The sequence below is a fragment of the Halomonas litopenaei genome (assembly GCF_003045775.1).
Lineage (GTDB): Bacteria > Pseudomonadota > Gammaproteobacteria > Pseudomonadales > Halomonadaceae > Halomonas > Halomonas litopenaei.
This window is the reverse complement of record NZ_PXNS01000012.1, coordinates 55,344-70,679: the sequence shown is the minus strand read 5'-3', so window position 1 is coordinate 70,679 and position 15,336 is coordinate 55,344. Positions and strand designations below refer to the sequence as shown.

15 protein-coding genes and 1 tRNA gene are annotated in these 15,336 nt (G+C 63.2%); 8 read left to right on the top strand and 8 right to left on the bottom strand.

Annotated features, from left to right (window positions below; translation table 11 throughout):
• Positions 1-3 precede the first annotated feature (3 nt).
• On the top strand, positions 4-516 hold the full coding sequence (gene moaB, locus C6W88_RS17540; protein WP_108133422.1) for a molybdenum cofactor biosynthesis protein B: 513 nt from the start codon (positions 4-6) through the stop codon (positions 514-516).
• Positions 506-1,729: a molybdopterin molybdotransferase MoeA gene (locus C6W88_RS17535; protein ID WP_108133398.1), complete on the top strand. Its 1,224-nt coding sequence runs from the start codon at positions 506-508 to the stop codon at positions 1,727-1,729. The genes moaB and C6W88_RS17535 overlap by 11 nt, the downstream gene beginning before the upstream one ends.
• A 68-nt stretch (positions 1,730-1,797) precedes the next feature.
• Here C6W88_RS17535 and C6W88_RS17530 read toward each other — a convergent pair whose 3' ends face one another.
• The 6 genes from C6W88_RS17530 to C6W88_RS17505 form a co-directional block, all read right to left on the bottom strand.
• Positions 1,798-2,373 (bottom strand): acyl carrier protein phosphodiesterase, encoded by a 576-nt coding sequence (locus C6W88_RS17530; protein ID WP_108133397.1) that lies wholly within the window; start codon positions 2,371-2,373, stop codon positions 1,798-1,800.
• Between the two features lie 10 nt (positions 2,374-2,383).
• Positions 2,384-2,737: a TusE/DsrC/DsvC family sulfur relay protein gene (locus tag C6W88_RS17525; protein WP_045991752.1), complete on the bottom strand. Its 354-nt coding sequence runs from the start codon at positions 2,735-2,737 to the stop codon at positions 2,384-2,386.
• A gap of 9 nt (positions 2,738-2,746) precedes the next feature.
• Positions 2,747-3,037, bottom strand: a complete 291-nt coding sequence (gene tusB, locus C6W88_RS17520) for a sulfurtransferase complex subunit TusB (protein ID WP_108133396.1) — start codon at positions 3,035-3,037, stop codon at positions 2,747-2,749.
• Positions 3,038-3,149: 112 nt separating this feature from the next.
• Positions 3,150-3,530 (bottom strand): DsrE family protein, encoded by a 381-nt coding sequence (locus C6W88_RS17515; RefSeq protein ID WP_108133395.1) that lies wholly within the window; start codon positions 3,528-3,530, stop codon positions 3,150-3,152.
• Positions 3,531-3,611: 81 nt separating this feature from the next.
• Complete coding sequence (gene tusD, locus C6W88_RS17510) at positions 3,612-4,004, bottom strand: sulfurtransferase complex subunit TusD (RefSeq protein WP_045991750.1); 393 nt, start codon at positions 4,002-4,004, stop codon at positions 3,612-3,614.
• Between the two features lie 121 nt (positions 4,005-4,125).
• Positions 4,126-4,797 (bottom strand): Bax inhibitor-1/YccA family protein, encoded by a 672-nt coding sequence (locus C6W88_RS17505; protein WP_045991749.1) that lies wholly within the window; start codon positions 4,795-4,797, stop codon positions 4,126-4,128.
• Positions 4,798-5,116: 319 nt separating this feature from the next.
• On the opposite strand from C6W88_RS17505, the gene C6W88_RS17500 reads away from it, so the two are divergent.
• The 4 genes from C6W88_RS17500 to C6W88_RS21435 all read left to right on the top strand — a co-directional run bounded on the left by C6W88_RS17500 (position 5,117) and on the right by C6W88_RS21435 (position 9,884).
• Positions 5,117-5,206, top strand: a tRNA-Ser gene (locus C6W88_RS17500).
• Between the two features lie 404 nt (positions 5,207-5,610).
• Positions 5,611-6,975 carry an MFS transporter gene (locus C6W88_RS17495; protein ID WP_108133394.1) on the top strand — a complete coding sequence of 455 codons (1,365 nt, stop codon included), beginning with the start codon at positions 5,611-5,613 and terminating at the stop codon, positions 6,973-6,975.
• A 427-nt stretch (positions 6,976-7,402) separates the two neighbouring features.
• Entirely contained in the window at positions 7,403-9,616 is a 2,214-nt protein-coding gene (locus C6W88_RS17490) for an arylsulfatase (protein WP_197037141.1), read from the top strand.
• A gap of 70 nt (positions 9,617-9,686) precedes the next feature.
• Positions 9,687-9,884: a hypothetical protein gene (locus C6W88_RS21435; protein WP_124804775.1), complete on the top strand. Its 198-nt coding sequence runs from the start codon at positions 9,687-9,689 to the stop codon at positions 9,882-9,884.
• Between the two features lie 221 nt (positions 9,885-10,105).
• Here the strand turns inward: C6W88_RS21435 and C6W88_RS17485 are convergent, their stop codons facing one another.
• Positions 10,106-10,903, bottom strand: a complete 798-nt coding sequence (locus C6W88_RS17485) for a M48 family metallopeptidase (protein WP_045993710.1) — start codon at positions 10,901-10,903, stop codon at positions 10,106-10,108.
• A gap of 215 nt (positions 10,904-11,118) precedes the next feature.
• Here C6W88_RS17485 and gdhA point away from each other — a divergent pair, with 215 nt between their 5' ends.
• Both gdhA and C6W88_RS17475 read left to right on the top strand, forming a co-directional pair.
• On the top strand, positions 11,119-12,471 hold the full coding sequence (gdhA, locus tag C6W88_RS17480) for an NADP-specific glutamate dehydrogenase (RefSeq protein WP_045993711.1): 1,353 nt from the start codon (positions 11,119-11,121) through the stop codon (positions 12,469-12,471).
• A gap of 231 nt (positions 12,472-12,702) precedes the next feature.
• Complete coding sequence (locus C6W88_RS17475) at positions 12,703-13,479, top strand: hypothetical protein (RefSeq protein ID WP_124804776.1); 777 nt, start codon at positions 12,703-12,705, stop codon at positions 13,477-13,479.
• Between the two features lie 108 nt (positions 13,480-13,587).
• Here the strand turns inward: C6W88_RS17475 and C6W88_RS17470 are convergent, their stop codons facing one another.
• Complete coding sequence (locus C6W88_RS17470) at positions 13,588-15,294, bottom strand: potassium/proton antiporter (protein WP_108133392.1); 1,707 nt, start codon at positions 15,292-15,294, stop codon at positions 13,588-13,590.
• Between the last annotated feature and the right edge of the window lie 42 nt (positions 15,295-15,336).

Here is a 15,336-nt window from a genome sequence, read left to right as displayed (position 1 = left end):
AGCATGATCGGGTTGAAGGTGGCGGTGCTGACCGTCTCCGACACCCGCACCGAAGACACCGATCGCAGCGGTCAGGCGCTGGTGCAGCGGCTCGAGGCCGCCGGCCACCAGCTCGCCGACAAGCAGATCGTGATCGACGACATCTATCGTATCCGCGCGGTGGTGTCAGGCTGGATCGCCGACCCCGAAGTGCAGGTGATCCTGACCACCGGCGGTACCGGCTTCACCGGACGGGATTCCACCCCGGAGGCGGTATCGGCCCTGCTCGACAAGCGCATCGAGGGCTTCGGCGAGCTGTTCCGCCAGCTGTCCTATCAGGAAATCGGCAGCTCCACCGTGCAAAGCCGCTGCCTGGGAGGCATGGCCAATCACACCGTGGTGTTCTGCCTGCCGGGTTCCACCGGCGCTTGCCGCACCGCCTGGGACGGCATCCTTGCCGAGCAGCTCGACAGCCGTCACCGGCCCTGCAACTTCGCCAATCTGGTGATACCGGAGCGGGGGCAGCATGACGTCTAGCCACGCAGCGTCACTGGCGCCCATGGAGGACGCCCTGGCCACCCTGCTCGATGGCGTCGCGCCGCTGCCGGTAGAGCGCCAGCCCTGCGAACAGGCCGAAGGCCGTGTGCTGGCTGCCCCGGTCGTGGCGGCCCTGGATGTACCGCCGTTCGACAATAGCGCCATGGACGGTTACGCCCTGCACCATGAAGACGCCGGACAACGCCTGCCGGTGGCCCTCCGAGTGGCCGCGGGGGCCCCGGGCGAGCGACTGGAGCGCGGCCACTGTGCCCGCATCTTTACCGGTGGCCAGCTGCCCGAAGGCGCCGACTGCGTGGTGATGCAGGAGAAGGTCCAGCGCGTAGGTGATGAGGCCGTCATTCCCGCCGACATCCCGGCGGGCGACAACGTGCGCCGGCGCGGCCGCGACGTACGCGCAGGCGCCCCGCTGCTGGACGCCGGCACTCGGCTGGACGCCGCCGCACTTGGCCACCTGGCAGGCCAGGGTATCGTCGAAGTGGACGTCCACCGCCGACCCAGGGTGGCCTTGCTGTCCACCGGCGACGAGATCATCGATCCGGGCAAGCCCCTGGCAGCTGGCCAGATCTACAACTCCAACCGCCCCATGCTCAAGAGCCTGCTGGAGCGCTTCGGCGCCGAAGTAGTGCTCACGCGCAGCGTACCGGATAGCCCGGAGGGTACCCGCGACTGTCTGAAGGAGGCCGCCGAGGTAGCGGACCTGGTGGTCTCCACCGGCGGCGTCAGCGTCGGTGAGGAAGATCACGTCAAGGCGGCGCTGGAGACACTGGGCACGCTGAACCTGTGGCGCCTGGCCATTCGTCCCGGCAAGCCGCTGGCCCTGGGCCAGATGGAAGGTCCTGGCGGCACGCCGGTGCGGTTTGTCGGCTTGCCCGGCAATCCCGTGTCCAGCTATGTCGGTGCCTGGCTATTCTTGCGCCCGCTGCTGGGTGCCCTACAGGGCTGTGAGTCCATGGCGGAGCTACCGCGGCTATGGGCCCGCAGCGACTTTGCCACCTCCACCGGTCCGCGCCAGCACTACATGCGGGTGCGCCTCGCCTTCGCCCCACAGGGCGTCAGCGCCCTGGCGTTTTCCGACCAGAACTCCGGGGTACTGTCATCCTGCATTGATGCCGACGCCCTGGCGGTGATCCCGCCCCATTGCGAGATAGCGCCGGGCGACAAGGTGGAATGCCTGTGGCTGCGGACCTGGTAGCGGTCCGCTGAAGCAGCGCGGTAGTCGCTAGGCGCGGTCCGAAAAGTCGACGAGCGAAGGTTAGAGCCCTAGGAACCCGAGGTCTCGAGTTCCGCGCGGGTATCGCGCCACAGGGTCGCAAAGTCGTCGTCCAATTGACGATAGTCATCGCGCAGATGCGGCACCAGTTCGGCCAGTCGGTTGGGCCCGGACAGGCGTGAGCCAATGCCGGCGATGGCACGGCAGGTGAAGGCGAGGCTGGCGTAGCGACGCAGCCAGTCCTCACGCACCAGTACCGGCACCATGGTGGCCAGCCGCTGCGGTGCGCCGTGGTACTCAAACAGTCGATAGCATCGCTCGATCACGACCTCGCGCTCGTGCGGGTCGCTGGTAGCCAGATCCCGAGCGAGAAAGTGGTCCCACATCAGATCCAGGGCGATACCGGCCACACGACGACTCGCCGCAGGTGCCCGACGTCGAGCGGCAAGTACCGAGGGATGACGATCGACGAAGGCGTCCACCCGCCGGTGATGTTGTATGCCTGCGGCGACGGCTTCGGGCCACTGGCCGAGATCGCGCCCCTTGACGCCGTCGGCGATCAGGTTGCCGAGCAGAAAGTCGTCGTCACCGGCACGGGCGAGCCACGCGTGGGCGAGAAAGTTCAACGCCGCACGTCTACAGGCAGTTGGTTGGTTTGGGCAGCCCCGCCAAGCGGGCGCCCAGCTTGGGGGGACTGCCGGGGAACAGCTTCATCAGGTACAGCGAGCTCCCCTTGTCCTTGCCCAGCGCCTGGCCCACCGCCTTGACCAGCGGGCGCATGGCCGGTGCCTGCTCGAAGCGCGCATAGAAGTCTCGCAGGACGTCGATCACCTGCCAGTGTTCGTCGCCGAGGGTGATGCCCTCTTCCGCAGCCAGCGCCTCGGCGACGGCGGGACTCCAGTCATCGAGATTGACCAGATAGCCTTCCGGGTCCAGGGGGACTGAGGCCTGGCCGAGATCCAGGGTTCGTGCAGTTTCAGTGCTTGCCATCGTGTTACCTCAGTACCAGCTGACCACTTTATCGGCCTCTTCGGTGAGCCTGACAAAACCGTCCACGTCGATGACTTCGATGCCGGTGGCACAGTGTTCGCTCAAGCCGCGCGCCTCGAGATCTTCGGCCAGCGCCAGTAGACGACCGGGCAGAGACGACCACAGCGCCTGCTGGGCCGGCAGAGCGCCAAGCACGCCGTCTTCGATCAATAACAGCTTGTCGTCTTCTGCCAACGCCCGTAGCGCCTGCCGATAGACCGTCGACTCCAGCGGTGAACGATTGAGGGTGTGCAGTATCATCCCGATTCCTGGTAGTGGTCGTGGGTGAGTCCAGTGGCTGACGTCGATGGGTGAAACCTGGTGGGAGCGAGCCCCGACAGAGACGCGGTCTCGAGTCGTCTGTGACGCTGATTCAGAAGGTCAGCACCAATGCGTGCTCCGCCATCAGGGCGGCAATGGCGTCACCCTCGATGACAGTGGCATCCGGCGTCAGCGTCTCGGGCGCCACGCCCAACTCGGCAAGCCCTGCCCCATCCACGAACAGCCGGTCGATGTCGTACATCTCGAGCATGGCCAGCGTCGGCTGGGTGCCCTTCTGCCCCAGCGGGCCGGCGCCCTGCCCCGGCACCAGTGCCGCCACGCCACTGGCCAGGAACAACAGGGATACCCGGCGTCCGAAGGCGGCGGCCACCAGCGCCGTGTCGAGACCTTCTTTCAGGTAGCTGGTGCCATGGGGGCCATGACGAAGAATCACCAGCAGATCCCCCGAATCGTCGTTGGGTTCCTCAATCATCGACCTTTCACTCTTCTCGGTTCAGCGTTGCCCTGCTCGGGACCCATTGCCTGGCGGCAGTCGGCAGCAGCTCGGTGTTGTTCAGGCACCAAAGGTTACCAGCCTGTCACACTCGAGGCCCAGGTCCACCAGCTGGCCGAGGCCGGTCAGCTCGAACGGCGCCTGGACGCTGTGGCCTTGCTTGCCGTGCCTGGCCGCCTCGTCGGCGTCGACGATGCCTCGGCGCAGTGCGGCGGCGATGCACACCTCGAGACGCACGCCATGCTCCTGGTTCAGCGTGGTCCAGCCGTCGACCAGATGAGGCTCGTCCTGGGGCGGCGATGCCAGGCGCGCGGCGTTGTGAACGCCATCGCGATAGAAGAAGACGGCCTCCAGGTGGTGACCGCGGGCGATCACCGCACGGGCGAAGCGCAGCGCGCTGTGTGCGGCCTGATGGCTGTAGGGGGCACCCAGCAGCAGGATGGCATAACGCATGGTATTCCCTTGGCTCCCGCCAACGTCGGGAGTTGAACAAAGCGGGTCATCAAAAACACGTCGGCCCCGCCAAGGCGGGGCCGACAGTGTACGACAGTTGTGCCAGAACGTCTTGCGACGATCAGTCCTGGCTTACCACGCCCAGCAGCGACAGCAGGCTGATGAACAGGTTGTAGATCGACACATAGAGAGTGATGGTGGCGAGGATGTAGTTGGTCTCGCCGGCACGGTGCACGATCTCGCTGGTCTGGTACAGGATCGCCGCGGAGGAGAACAGCACGAAGCCAGCCGATACCATCAGCGACAGCGACGGAATGTTGAAGATCAACGCCGCCACCATGGCCAGGATCAGCACGATGGCGCCAGCCATCATGAAGTTCGCCAGGAAGCTGAAGTCCTTGCGAGTGATCAACGCCACCGCCGACAGACCAAAGAAGGTCAGGCCGGTCATGCCCAGTGCGGTCATGATCAGCTCGGGACCGTTGGACAGCGTCAGATAGGCGCTCAGGATCGGGCCGAGGGTGAAGCCCATGAAGCCAGTGAAGGCAAAGGTCGCCAGCAGGCCGAGGGCCGAGTTGGCGGTCTTGTGGACCAGGAACATCAGGCCGTAGGCGCCGATGAAGAACACCAGAATGTTCATCTGCTGTACACCGAGGGCCACGGCGGCCCCTGCGGTGATGGCAGAGAACAGTAGTGTCATCGCCAGCAAGCCGTAGGTGTTGCGCAGAACCTTGTTCGTCGCAGCGACCTGCGTCTGGGTCTGACGATTCACCTGTGACTCTTGATAAGCCATGTATCCAGAGCTCCCTGTTGGTTGACATGCATTCGACACAGCATGCCCCCAGCAAGTTCCCGACGCAAGCCGCCTGGCGACGGGGTTTCAACGCCGTTCAAGCGATCAGACTGGCCCATGGGCCCGCCATGGGCGGCGCGAACACTGTTTCCTATCGGCGACAAAAAATTGCTTAGCTGCACAATTTTTGCGCAGTCACCCTATTGCAACAGCTCCCTTGAAGGCATCAGGGAGGGGTGTCGCTCTCTCGCGTAAGACATTGATCGCACAGAAGTGTTGACGTGAGGAGAAAAGCTGGTAAAGTACACCGCCGTGAGCCGGAGGGATGGCAGAGCGGTTGAATGCACCGGTCTTGAAAACCGGCAAGGGTTAACGCCCTTCCAGGGTTCGAATCCCTGTCCCTCCGCCACCTCGAATCCAGAATGGGATCAGTCGACAGACTGATCCCCTTCTTCGTTTCTTCCCTCTTCCCTCTTCCCTCTTCCCTCTTCGTTCAACAGCTCCCTGCCTGTCGGCACGCCAGTCCTTCGACGGTCTCGAGGCGCTGCCCCGCCATGGTTCTTCACACCAGGGACTGCACACCAGCTACTGCACACCTGGTTCTGTACACCAGCCCCCCCAGCAGCAAGGTTTGTTCACCGGTTGTCGTGAAAAGGTCACCGATTGTCGTTGATGGATTGGCGACAACGCCGCCAATCGTGCACCCTGCTTACATCTGTTGCTCCAGGCAGCACGACAGGGACGAACCAGACACGATGCATCAAGGCGCCAGAGCACTTCAGGTGGCGCAACGTGCATGTCGGAGGAGCTAGCATGAGGTCTCTTTCCAGCACCGGTTTTGCGATTTTCGGCGCGGCCCTGGTCGCCATCAGCTACGGACTCGCCCGTTTTGCCTTCGGCCTGTTTGTCCCCCAGATTCGCGATGAGCTGTCGCTGACGCCTGATGCCATCGGCATCATCGGCGCCCTTCCTCTCATCAGCTTCCTGCTGTCCACGGCGGTGGCGCCTTACGCCACCGATCGTCTTGGCGCCCGCTACGCAGCGGTACTGTCCGGGCTTTTCGGTATCGTCGGCCTGGCACTGATCAGCCGAGCGGCCGATGCGACCATGCTCAGCATCGGGGTTTTCGCCTGCGGCATCTGTACCGGCCTGATGATGCCCGCACTCACCGCCGGGATGCAGGCGCTGGTGAGACGCTCACTGCATGCTCGTGTCAGTTCGGTCATGAATGCGGGAACCAGTATCGGCGTGATCGTCGCCGTACCAACGGTACTGTTCATGGCGGACGCCTGGCGACTGGCCTATCTGTCCTTCGCCCTGCTGACGGTCATCGGCGTGTGCGCTACCTGGCTGTACCTACCCTCGGTGTCGCGCATCACGCCTTCCAACGCCGCTGACCCACCTGCATTGCGTGAACTGCCGTGGTCACGGCTCGTGAGGCTCACCCTGTTTTCCTACGCGATGGGCTTCATCTCGGCCGCCTACTGGATCTTTGCTCCGGACCTGGTGGTGACGCTTGGCGGTCTGTCGCCAAGCGCCACGGGGTGGCTGTGGCTCGCCGTCGGCATCGCCGGTCTCGGCGGTGCGGTGGTGGCGGATCTGGCCGACCGCAACAATCCGCCCATCACCCAGGCCTTGATGCTGACCATGCTGGCGGCAAGCCTGGCATTGCTTGCCGCCAGCCCCGCCCAACCCGTGCTGGCGGCATTCTCCGCTCTGGTCTTTGGCCTCGCCTACATGAGCTTGACGGGTCTTTACCTGATGACCGGCATTCGCCTGCTGCCCGGACGCCTGGCGATGGGGCCGGTGCTGCCTTTCATGGCCGTGTCGCTTGGCCAGGCCACCGGCTCGCCGGTCATCGGCGCTCTGCTCAATGTCTTCAGCTATGCCGAGGGGTTCGCCATTTTCGCGTCAATCGGCATCCTGGTTGCCCTGCTGTCGCCCTTGTACCCAGGCCATATTCATCAGGTAGGCGATGAAGAGGTGGAGGATCCTCCAGGCCTCCAGTCCGCCTACGATCTACAGCTTCAGAACGAAGCGGGCGAGCCACTGGAGGACCCTGAATACTTGCCCGGGGAAGACCCACGAGATGAGCCGACCGCCGGTCTTGAACACAGCCATAAAGAAGAACGGGCTGACCCAAGACGCAGCAGCAACATAGCGGTATGCCCGGCATAAGCCATGCCCCTGCCAGGACCATGCGGCAATCCTGACCGGGGTCAATCACCCCAGATAACGTCGCGTCATCTCCCCTCGGTGTTATCGCCGCCGATAGCTCGGGCTGCTGTGATAGGCGCTCAACGATTTCTGAACGAGTCGCTACCGAAACACAGCAACGATTGTCGCCAGGGACACGCCCGTCGAGCCAGCGTTTCCATGCGCAGCAATCCGCTATCGAGGAAGGTGTGTCATGCAGAGGTCCGTGCAAAGGTCCATGCAAGTCATGGTCGGCGTCCTCGCCGGCCTGGTTCTGCTTTCTCCCGTATCGGGCCCGGTTGGGGCAAGCCAGTCCGAGACCGGTCGGCCCGAGACGGACGGAGCGTTATTACCCTTCGCCCCCGCCCCCATGCCGAGCGATGTACCACCTCGCCTCCAGGACGCCACCATGCAGTGGCCGGACGAGCCGTCCCACCTGCCGGAGGACGCCCCCAATGTTCTGATCGTCATGCTGGACGATGTGGGCTTCGGGGTGTCCGAGGTCTTCGGTGGCGAGGTCAGGATGCCAGCGCTGTCGCGCCTGGCCGATGAAGGCATCGAGTACACCGGCTTTCATACCACGTCCATCTGTTCTCCCACGCGGGCGTCCTTGCTGACCGGTCGCAATCATACCCGGGTGGGCTCCGGTACCATTGCCGAACGGGCGGTGGCCTTCGACGGCTATACCGGCGTGATTCCGAAGAATGCCGCCACCATGGCCGAGGTGCTCAAGCAGTACGGCTACCACACCGCCGCCTTCGGCAAGTGGCACAACACCCCGGCGGTCGAGACGACAGCGATCGGCCCCAAGGATCGCTGGCCCACCGGCTATGGTTTCGAGCACTTCTACGGCTTTCTGGGGGGCGAGACGTCTCAGTGGGAGCCACGCCTGACCGTGGACACCCTGCATGTCGAGCCCCCCGAAGACGATCCCGACTACCACCTGACCGAGGACCTGACCGACCAGGCGCTCGCGTGGCTCGCCGACTACCGGGCCTTCGATCCGGACAAGCCGTTTTTCATGTACTGGGCGCCGGGTGGGGCCCACGGCCCCCATCACGTTGCACCGCAATGGGCCGATCGCTACGACGGCCAGTTCGACGATGGCTGGGATGCCTACCGCGTGCGCACCCACCAGCGACAGCTCGAGATGGGCATCATTCCGCCGGGCACAGCACTCACGCCACGCGACGACAGCCTGCAAGGGTGGGACGAGATTCCCGAGAGCCAGCGCGACTTCCAGACTCGCCTGATGGAAATCTACGCCGGCTTCGTGGAGCACACCGACAGCCAGGTCGAGCGACTGCTCGAGGGCATGGCGGAAATGGGGCTCAGAGACAATACCCTGGTCATCTACATCGTCGGGGACAATGGCTCCAGTGCCGAAGGCCAGCACGGCTCGATCAGCGAACTGCTGGCCCAGAACAATATCGGCAGCAGTGTCGCCCAGCAGCTGGAGGTACTGGATCGCATGGGCGGCCTCGATGTTCTCGGCAGCCCCCAGACCGAAAACATGTACCACGCCGGCTGGGCCTGGGCGGGCAGCACTCCCTTCAAGGGCACCAAGCTGCTCGGTGCCTATTTCGGCGGGCCCCGCAACCCCATGGTCATCTCCTGGCCCGGCCATATCGCACCGGATGAGCAGGTACGTCACCAGTTCCACCACGTGGTGGATATTGCCCCGACCCTCTACGACATTCTGGACATCCCGCTGCCGGACGTCGTCAACGGCTACCCGCAGATGCCGATGGACGGTATCAGCCTGGCCTACACCTTCGACGACGCCGATGCCCCCGGACGCAAGCACCACCAGTTCTTCGACAATAACGGCAGTCGAGGGCTCTACCTGGATGGCTACTTTGCCGGTACCTTTGGCCCGCTGGTTCCCTGGGATACCTCGAGCGCGGCACAGCGGATCGCCGACTGGGATTCCGCCGAAGATGTGTGGGAACTCTACGACCTGCGAAGCGATTTTTCCCAGGCCAGAGATCTGGCCCACGCTCAGCCTGAGCGACTGGCCATGATGAAACAACGCTTCATGGATATCGCCGAGGACAACAAGGCCTTCCCCACCGGTGCGGGCAACTGGCTTCGCGTCCACCCCGAGGACCGGGTCAAGACGCGCTACGATCACTGGACCTTTACCCAGACAACTCAACGCATGCCGGAATTTTCGGCCCCCGGCGTTGGTCGCCAGAGTACCCGGGCCAGCCTGCGTATCGACACTGGCCAGGGCGATGCCGAGGGCGTGCTGTATGCCATCGGAGGTGCCGGCGGCGGGCTCAGCGTCTATCTTGATCAGGGCAGGCTGACCTACGAGTACAATATGCTGCTGATGGAGAATACCCGCATTCACACAGCCGCCCTGGCCCCGGGCAGCCACGACATCGTCATCACCACCCGGATCCCGGTGCCCGGTAAAACGGCGCAGGTGACGATCGAGGTGGATGGGCAGACCGCGGCGGAAGGTCAGGTGCCCTCGACGGTTCCCCTGGCCTTCAGCGCCAGCGAGACCTTCGACGTGGGCCGCGATCTGGGCTCCCCCGTCTCACGCCACTACGCAGAGCGACGCCCTTTCGCCTTTGGCGGCAAGATAGAAGCCTTTACGATCGAGCTGCTCTAATTGGTGAGGCTTTCGAACTTTACATCGGCAATCAGGGTCATACCCGTGAACTATGCCGAGATGGATGGACATGAAGCATTATCGTGTGGAGAGTTATCAGACAAGAACGATGAAGCGCACTCGCTGGGCGGTGGTGGCATTTTCGGATTCCTCTCCCAACGCCTCACGGCGGGTGGTCTCTCGCCACGATGGACAGGACGAAGCCAGGGCCGCCGCCGCGGCCCTGGCCTTTGAAGACAAGCTCGGTCGAACGCCTACCAACGTCTGACGCGCCTGTTGATCTGATTTTTAACGCCGTATTACCCAGCGCAGGCGCTTTTCGCACAAGCCCTAGGCGCTGTCCGAAAAGTCGACGAGCGAAGGTTAGACAAGGCAAAAATCGGTGAGACAGCGCAGTTTACGGGGTGTAAATGAGCATTTTGACCGGGCTGGCGCACCAGCCGATTTTTAAAGCCGTATTACCCAGCGCAGGCACTTTTCAGACAAGCCCTAGCAGCGGCTGGGCGAAACGCCTCTGTAAACCTCCTTGGCCTGCACCATCTCGGCACGCAACCCTTCGATACGTGACTGATGCCCCGGGTGGGTGGACAGGATCTCCGGCGGTTGATCACCGCCAACCGATGCCATGTTGCGCCAGAGGGCGACGCTCTCGCCGGGATCGAATCCGGCGCGCGCCATGATGGCCAGCCCCATCACGTCGGCTTCGGACTCATGGGCACGGCTGAACGGCAAGGCGATACCGAGCTGGCTGCCGATGCCCAGCGCCTGGAGCAAGGGTTCCTGACCCACGTCGCCCTCGCTCATCAGTCCTACCACCAGCAGCACGGCCTTGATGCCCAACTGCTGGGTCAATCGCTCGTTGCCGTGGTCGGCGAGCACATGGGCGATCTCGTGACCGACCACCGCGGCCAGCTGGGCGGGCGTCTGAGCGACCTGCAACAGCCCCGAGTGCACGCCAATGCGCCCTCCCGGCAAGGCAAAGGCATTTGGCGAGGGATTGTCGAACACGACCACCTGCCAGTCGTCAGGCATCTCGACCTTGGGGTAGACAAGCCGCGCCGACTTGATCAAGGCGTCGCTGACACATTGAACCTCGGCCTTGATGGCGGCATCGGTGGAAAGCGGTAGCTGGCTTCGCATCTGCTCAAAGGCGTCACCCCCCATGTCGCTCATCACGAAGCCAGGCACCAAGGCAAGTTGGCTACGCCCGGTGGGTGTCTCGTCGCAGCCCCCCAGCCCGACGGCCAGCAATAGCGTCAGTACCACGGGAAAATAGGATCGTTTCATCGAGCCTGACCTTTTCATGAAAAGCTGCTGGGCGACCATCGCCCTATCGTCTGAATGATGCCGTTTGTCACGGTGTTTGACTACGGCCGACGTCAGACGCATCTGGAATTCGCCATAAAGCGCATCCTGCTGTCTGACAAGCCGCCCCACTCCTATAGTGAACGAGCCAGCGACGGCACAACGCCGAAGGAAGCCTCAAGAAAGGAGACGCGGCCGTGGATTACCTGCACAACACTCTGGAAGGGCTGAAAGCCACCAGTCCCGCCCAGGCGGAGTTCTATGCCGCTGCAGAGAAGATCCTGGCTTCCCTGAGGCCCCTGCTCGAGTCAGACGCCCGCTACCTCGAGCACGCCATCATCGAGCGACTGGTGGAGCCCGAGCGCCAGCTGATGTTTCGCGTCTGCTGGACCGACGACAACGGCAAGATCCAGGTCAACAAGGGGTATCGTGTCCAGTTCAACTCGGCTCTCGGCCCCTACAAGGGGGGCCTTCGCTTTCACCCCAGCGTCAACGCCAGCATCATCAAGTTTCTCGGGTTCGAGCAGATCTTCAAGAACGCTCTGACTGGACTCGCGCTCGGTGGCGCCAAGGGCGGCGCCAACTTCGACCCGCGCGGACGCTCCGACGGGGAAATCATGCGCTTCTGCCAGGCGTTCATGACCCAACTGGTGGATCATCTTGGGCCCACCGTGGATGTCCCTGCGGGCGATATCGGCGTCGGCGCCAGAGAGATCGGCTACCTCTATGGCCAGTACAAGCGACTGACGCGACGTCACGAAGGGGTGATTACCGGCAAGGGGCTGGACTGGGGCGGATCGCTGGGCCGCAAGGAGGCCACCGGCTACGGCGCCGCCTACTTTGCCCAGCACATGCTGGCAGCCCGGGGTGAAGAACTGCGCGGCAAGACCTGCCTGGTCTCCGGCGCAGGCAATGTTGCCATCTATACCATCGAGAAGCTTCATCAGCTGGATGCCCTGCCGGTCACTTGCAGCGATTCCGGTGGCTGCCTCCACGACCCGGACGGCATCGATCTGGAGGCTCTCAAGCGCTTGAAGGAGGTCGAGCGCGTCTCGCTTGAAGGCTACCTGAAGGATCACCCCCGGGCCCGCTTCATTGCGCTGGACGACTACCCCGCCGACGGCCACGCCGTCTGGCGCATCCCTGGCCAGGTCGCCTTTCCCTGCGCGACCCAGGGCGAGGTCACCCTGGCCGACGCCGAGGCGATGCTCGCCAATGGGCTCGAGTGTCTATGCGAGGGGGCCAACCTGCCGACCCTGCCGTTGGCGGTGGACCGTCTGCTGGAGGCCCGCATCGCCTACGCCCCCGGCAAGGCGGCCAACGCCGGCGGCGTCTCCACCAGTCAACTGGAAATGGCGCAGAACGCCAGCATGCAGATCTGGCCGCTGGAGAAGGTCGATGCCCACCTCCAGGCGATCATGGCCAATATCCATCGCTGCTGTGCGTCCACCGCAGAGGAATTCGGCGAGCCCCACAACCTGGTGCTGGGCGCCAACATTGCGGGATTCAGGCGCGTCGCCAATGCCATGATCGACCAGGGGGCCTGGTAAATCCTGGGACAGGTTTGTCCGGGGGACGGTTGGCAACAAGGCCCCTGCCGATCTAACCGCCGGCAGATAAGCACAAAAGCGCATATTACATGCAAGACCGACTACACTATGCCGAAATAGCAATCGAGCCCGCGTTGCAGGGGCTCTCTCATCGGCTGGGGGAATGTCGGGATGCATCAGGGAAGAGTCAGGATTCGGGGCGGCGAGCTCTGCGAACAGAATGGCCTGAGGGTGAACGTTCCGTTAGCCAGCAGATCCGTTGGTGCCGCGCTGCTGATCGGCACACTGGCGATCAGCCCCGGCGTCCTGGCCGAGCAGGAACTCGGACAGGCCGCCTCCGACCCCACTGCGCCACTGATGAACTTCCAGCTACAGAATTCCTGGAGCCCGGAAGTCCACGGCACCAATGATTCACAGAACATCGTCCAGTTCAGAACGGCGCTGCCCTACCGGCTGGCGGGCCACCAGCACATCTTTCGCCTGACGGTGCCCTCACTGACCGAGGATCCCGGCGGTTCCACCGGCCTTAGCGATTCTACGGTGTTCGACCTCACCACCTTCGAACACTCCTGGGGTCGTTCTGGCTTCGGTGTGGTCGCCCTTCTGCCGACCGGCGGTGAGCATCGTGGCGCCGAACAGTGGGGTCTGGGTCCGGCGGTCGGGTTTGCGGCCTCGCGGGGCTCCTTCCTGTATGGCGCCTTCAACCAGAACATCTTCAGTGTCGCCGGTGAGGACGATCGCGAGGACGTCAACCTGAGCATCCTGCAGCCCATCATCAATCTCGGGCTCGGCCAGGGCTGGTCAGTGGGCACTTCGGAGATGAACATCACCTACGACTGGGAGCACAGCGACTGGAGCAGCCTGCCCGTGGGTGGCCGACTCAGCAAACTGGTAAAGCTGGGAGACTCCCCGCTGCAGATCAGTGGTCTGTATGAACACAACTTCGCCGACGACTACGCCGTGCCCGAAGACCAATTTTCGCTGCAGTTCAAGTTGCTGGTGCCCTGACGGGCTCTTCCAGGGCATCTTGGCAAGGGGCTTTCTCGACAGACCCCGCTCGATAATTTCCGCCCGGTTATTTCCGCTCGATTCTTTCCGATACTGGAACGCTGCGCCTCAGTAGAGGCGCAGACCCACACGGGTGATATGGTTGCCTTCCATCTCGCTCACCACCCAGTGGATGCCATGCCAGTCGACGTCGTCGCCTACCACCGGATGCCCGCCCAAGCGTAGCCCCATGAATTCGCCCAGTGTCAGCGAGGCCTCGCCGGGGCTCAGGGTCAACGCATAGGCATCGGCCACATCGCCCATCCTGGCGTCCGCATCCAGGGTAAAGGTGCCGAAGAAGGCTCGCTGCTGGCGATGCTTGGCGTCGCCGTTGAACAGCCGGTTCAATGCTGGCAGATCGTCGCTCTTGCCGATGACACAGATGATATCGTCGATGCGCAACTGTGTACTGCCCTTGGGGTGCAGCATCACGTGCTGGCGGAACAGGGCAGAGATCAAGGCACCTGAGGGAAAGCGCAGCAGCCGAATCGGGACGTCTTCGAGATCGGCATTTTCGACCTTGTAAACGAACATCTCGAAGTCGTTTTCAGGCAGGATGCCAAGTGGCCCCCGATGATTGGGAGTGGCACTGTCCGGCACCATGACCTTCATGCGGCGTGCCATCCAGGGCAAGCTTCCGCCCTGGATCAACAGCGACAGCAACACCACCGCGAAGGCCACATTGAAGTAGAGGCCAGCTTGCTCGACGCCACCGATGACAGGAAAGATCGCCAGCACGATGGGCACGGCACCGCGAAGCCCCACCCAGGAAATGAATCCCACCTCGCGCCAGCGGAAATGGAAGAACGGCTTGAGCGTCAGCACCACCGCCAACGGACGCGCCACGAAGATCAGCGCCAGGGCCACCACCGATGCAGGCAACAGCACCTCCAGCAGTGCAGAAGGTGTCACCAGCAAGCCAAGCACCAGAAATAGCCCGATCTGACTTAGCCAGGCCAGTCCGTCATGCACCGGCAAGATGAAGTTGAGGTGCCGCCCCGGCTGATTGCCGATCATCAATCCGGCCAGATAAATCGCCAGGAAGCCACTGCCCCCCAGGGCACTGGTCAAGCCAAAGACGCAGAACCCCAACGCCAGGGCCAGCAGCGAGTAAAGTCCCGGTGCAAGATCCACATAGCGCAGCAAGCGACCGATCAGCCAGCCCGCGCCAAGCCCGATGGCGATGGCCATGGCGAACTGCTGAACAAAGAACAGCAGCATGTCCATGGGGCCACCGAGGTCCCCCACCAGCGCCTCGACCAGCACCAGGGTGAGAAAGATCGCCATGGGATCGTTGGTGCCGGACTCGATTTCCAGGGTGGCGCCGACCCGTTCATTGAGGTTGAGCCCTCTGCCACTGAGCATCGAGAAGACCGCCGCAGCGTCGGTAGAACCGACGATGGCCCCGACCAGCAGGCCCTGCAGCAACGATAGATCGAAGACCCACATCGCCAGCAGACCGACCAGACCGCTGGTGATGAAGACCCCGACGGTAGCGAGCCCCAGGGCGGGTTTGAAACCGACACGAAAGGTCTTGAGCCGTGTCCTCAGGCCACCATCCAGCAGGATCATCGCCAGGGCGAGATGGCCGATGACAAAGGCCAGCGAGTAATTGTCGAAGTCGATACCCAGCAGGCCGTCTTCACCCGCCAGCATGCCGAGTATCAGGAACAGCACCAGCAGTGGCACACCGGCCAGAGCGGAAAGCCGACTGGCCAGCACACTCAGCGCAATCAGCGTTCCACACAGAAGAAAGAGACTATTGATCGAATCCATGCGCATCCCTTGCAACGTTCATCATGATTGTCTCACGCCCGG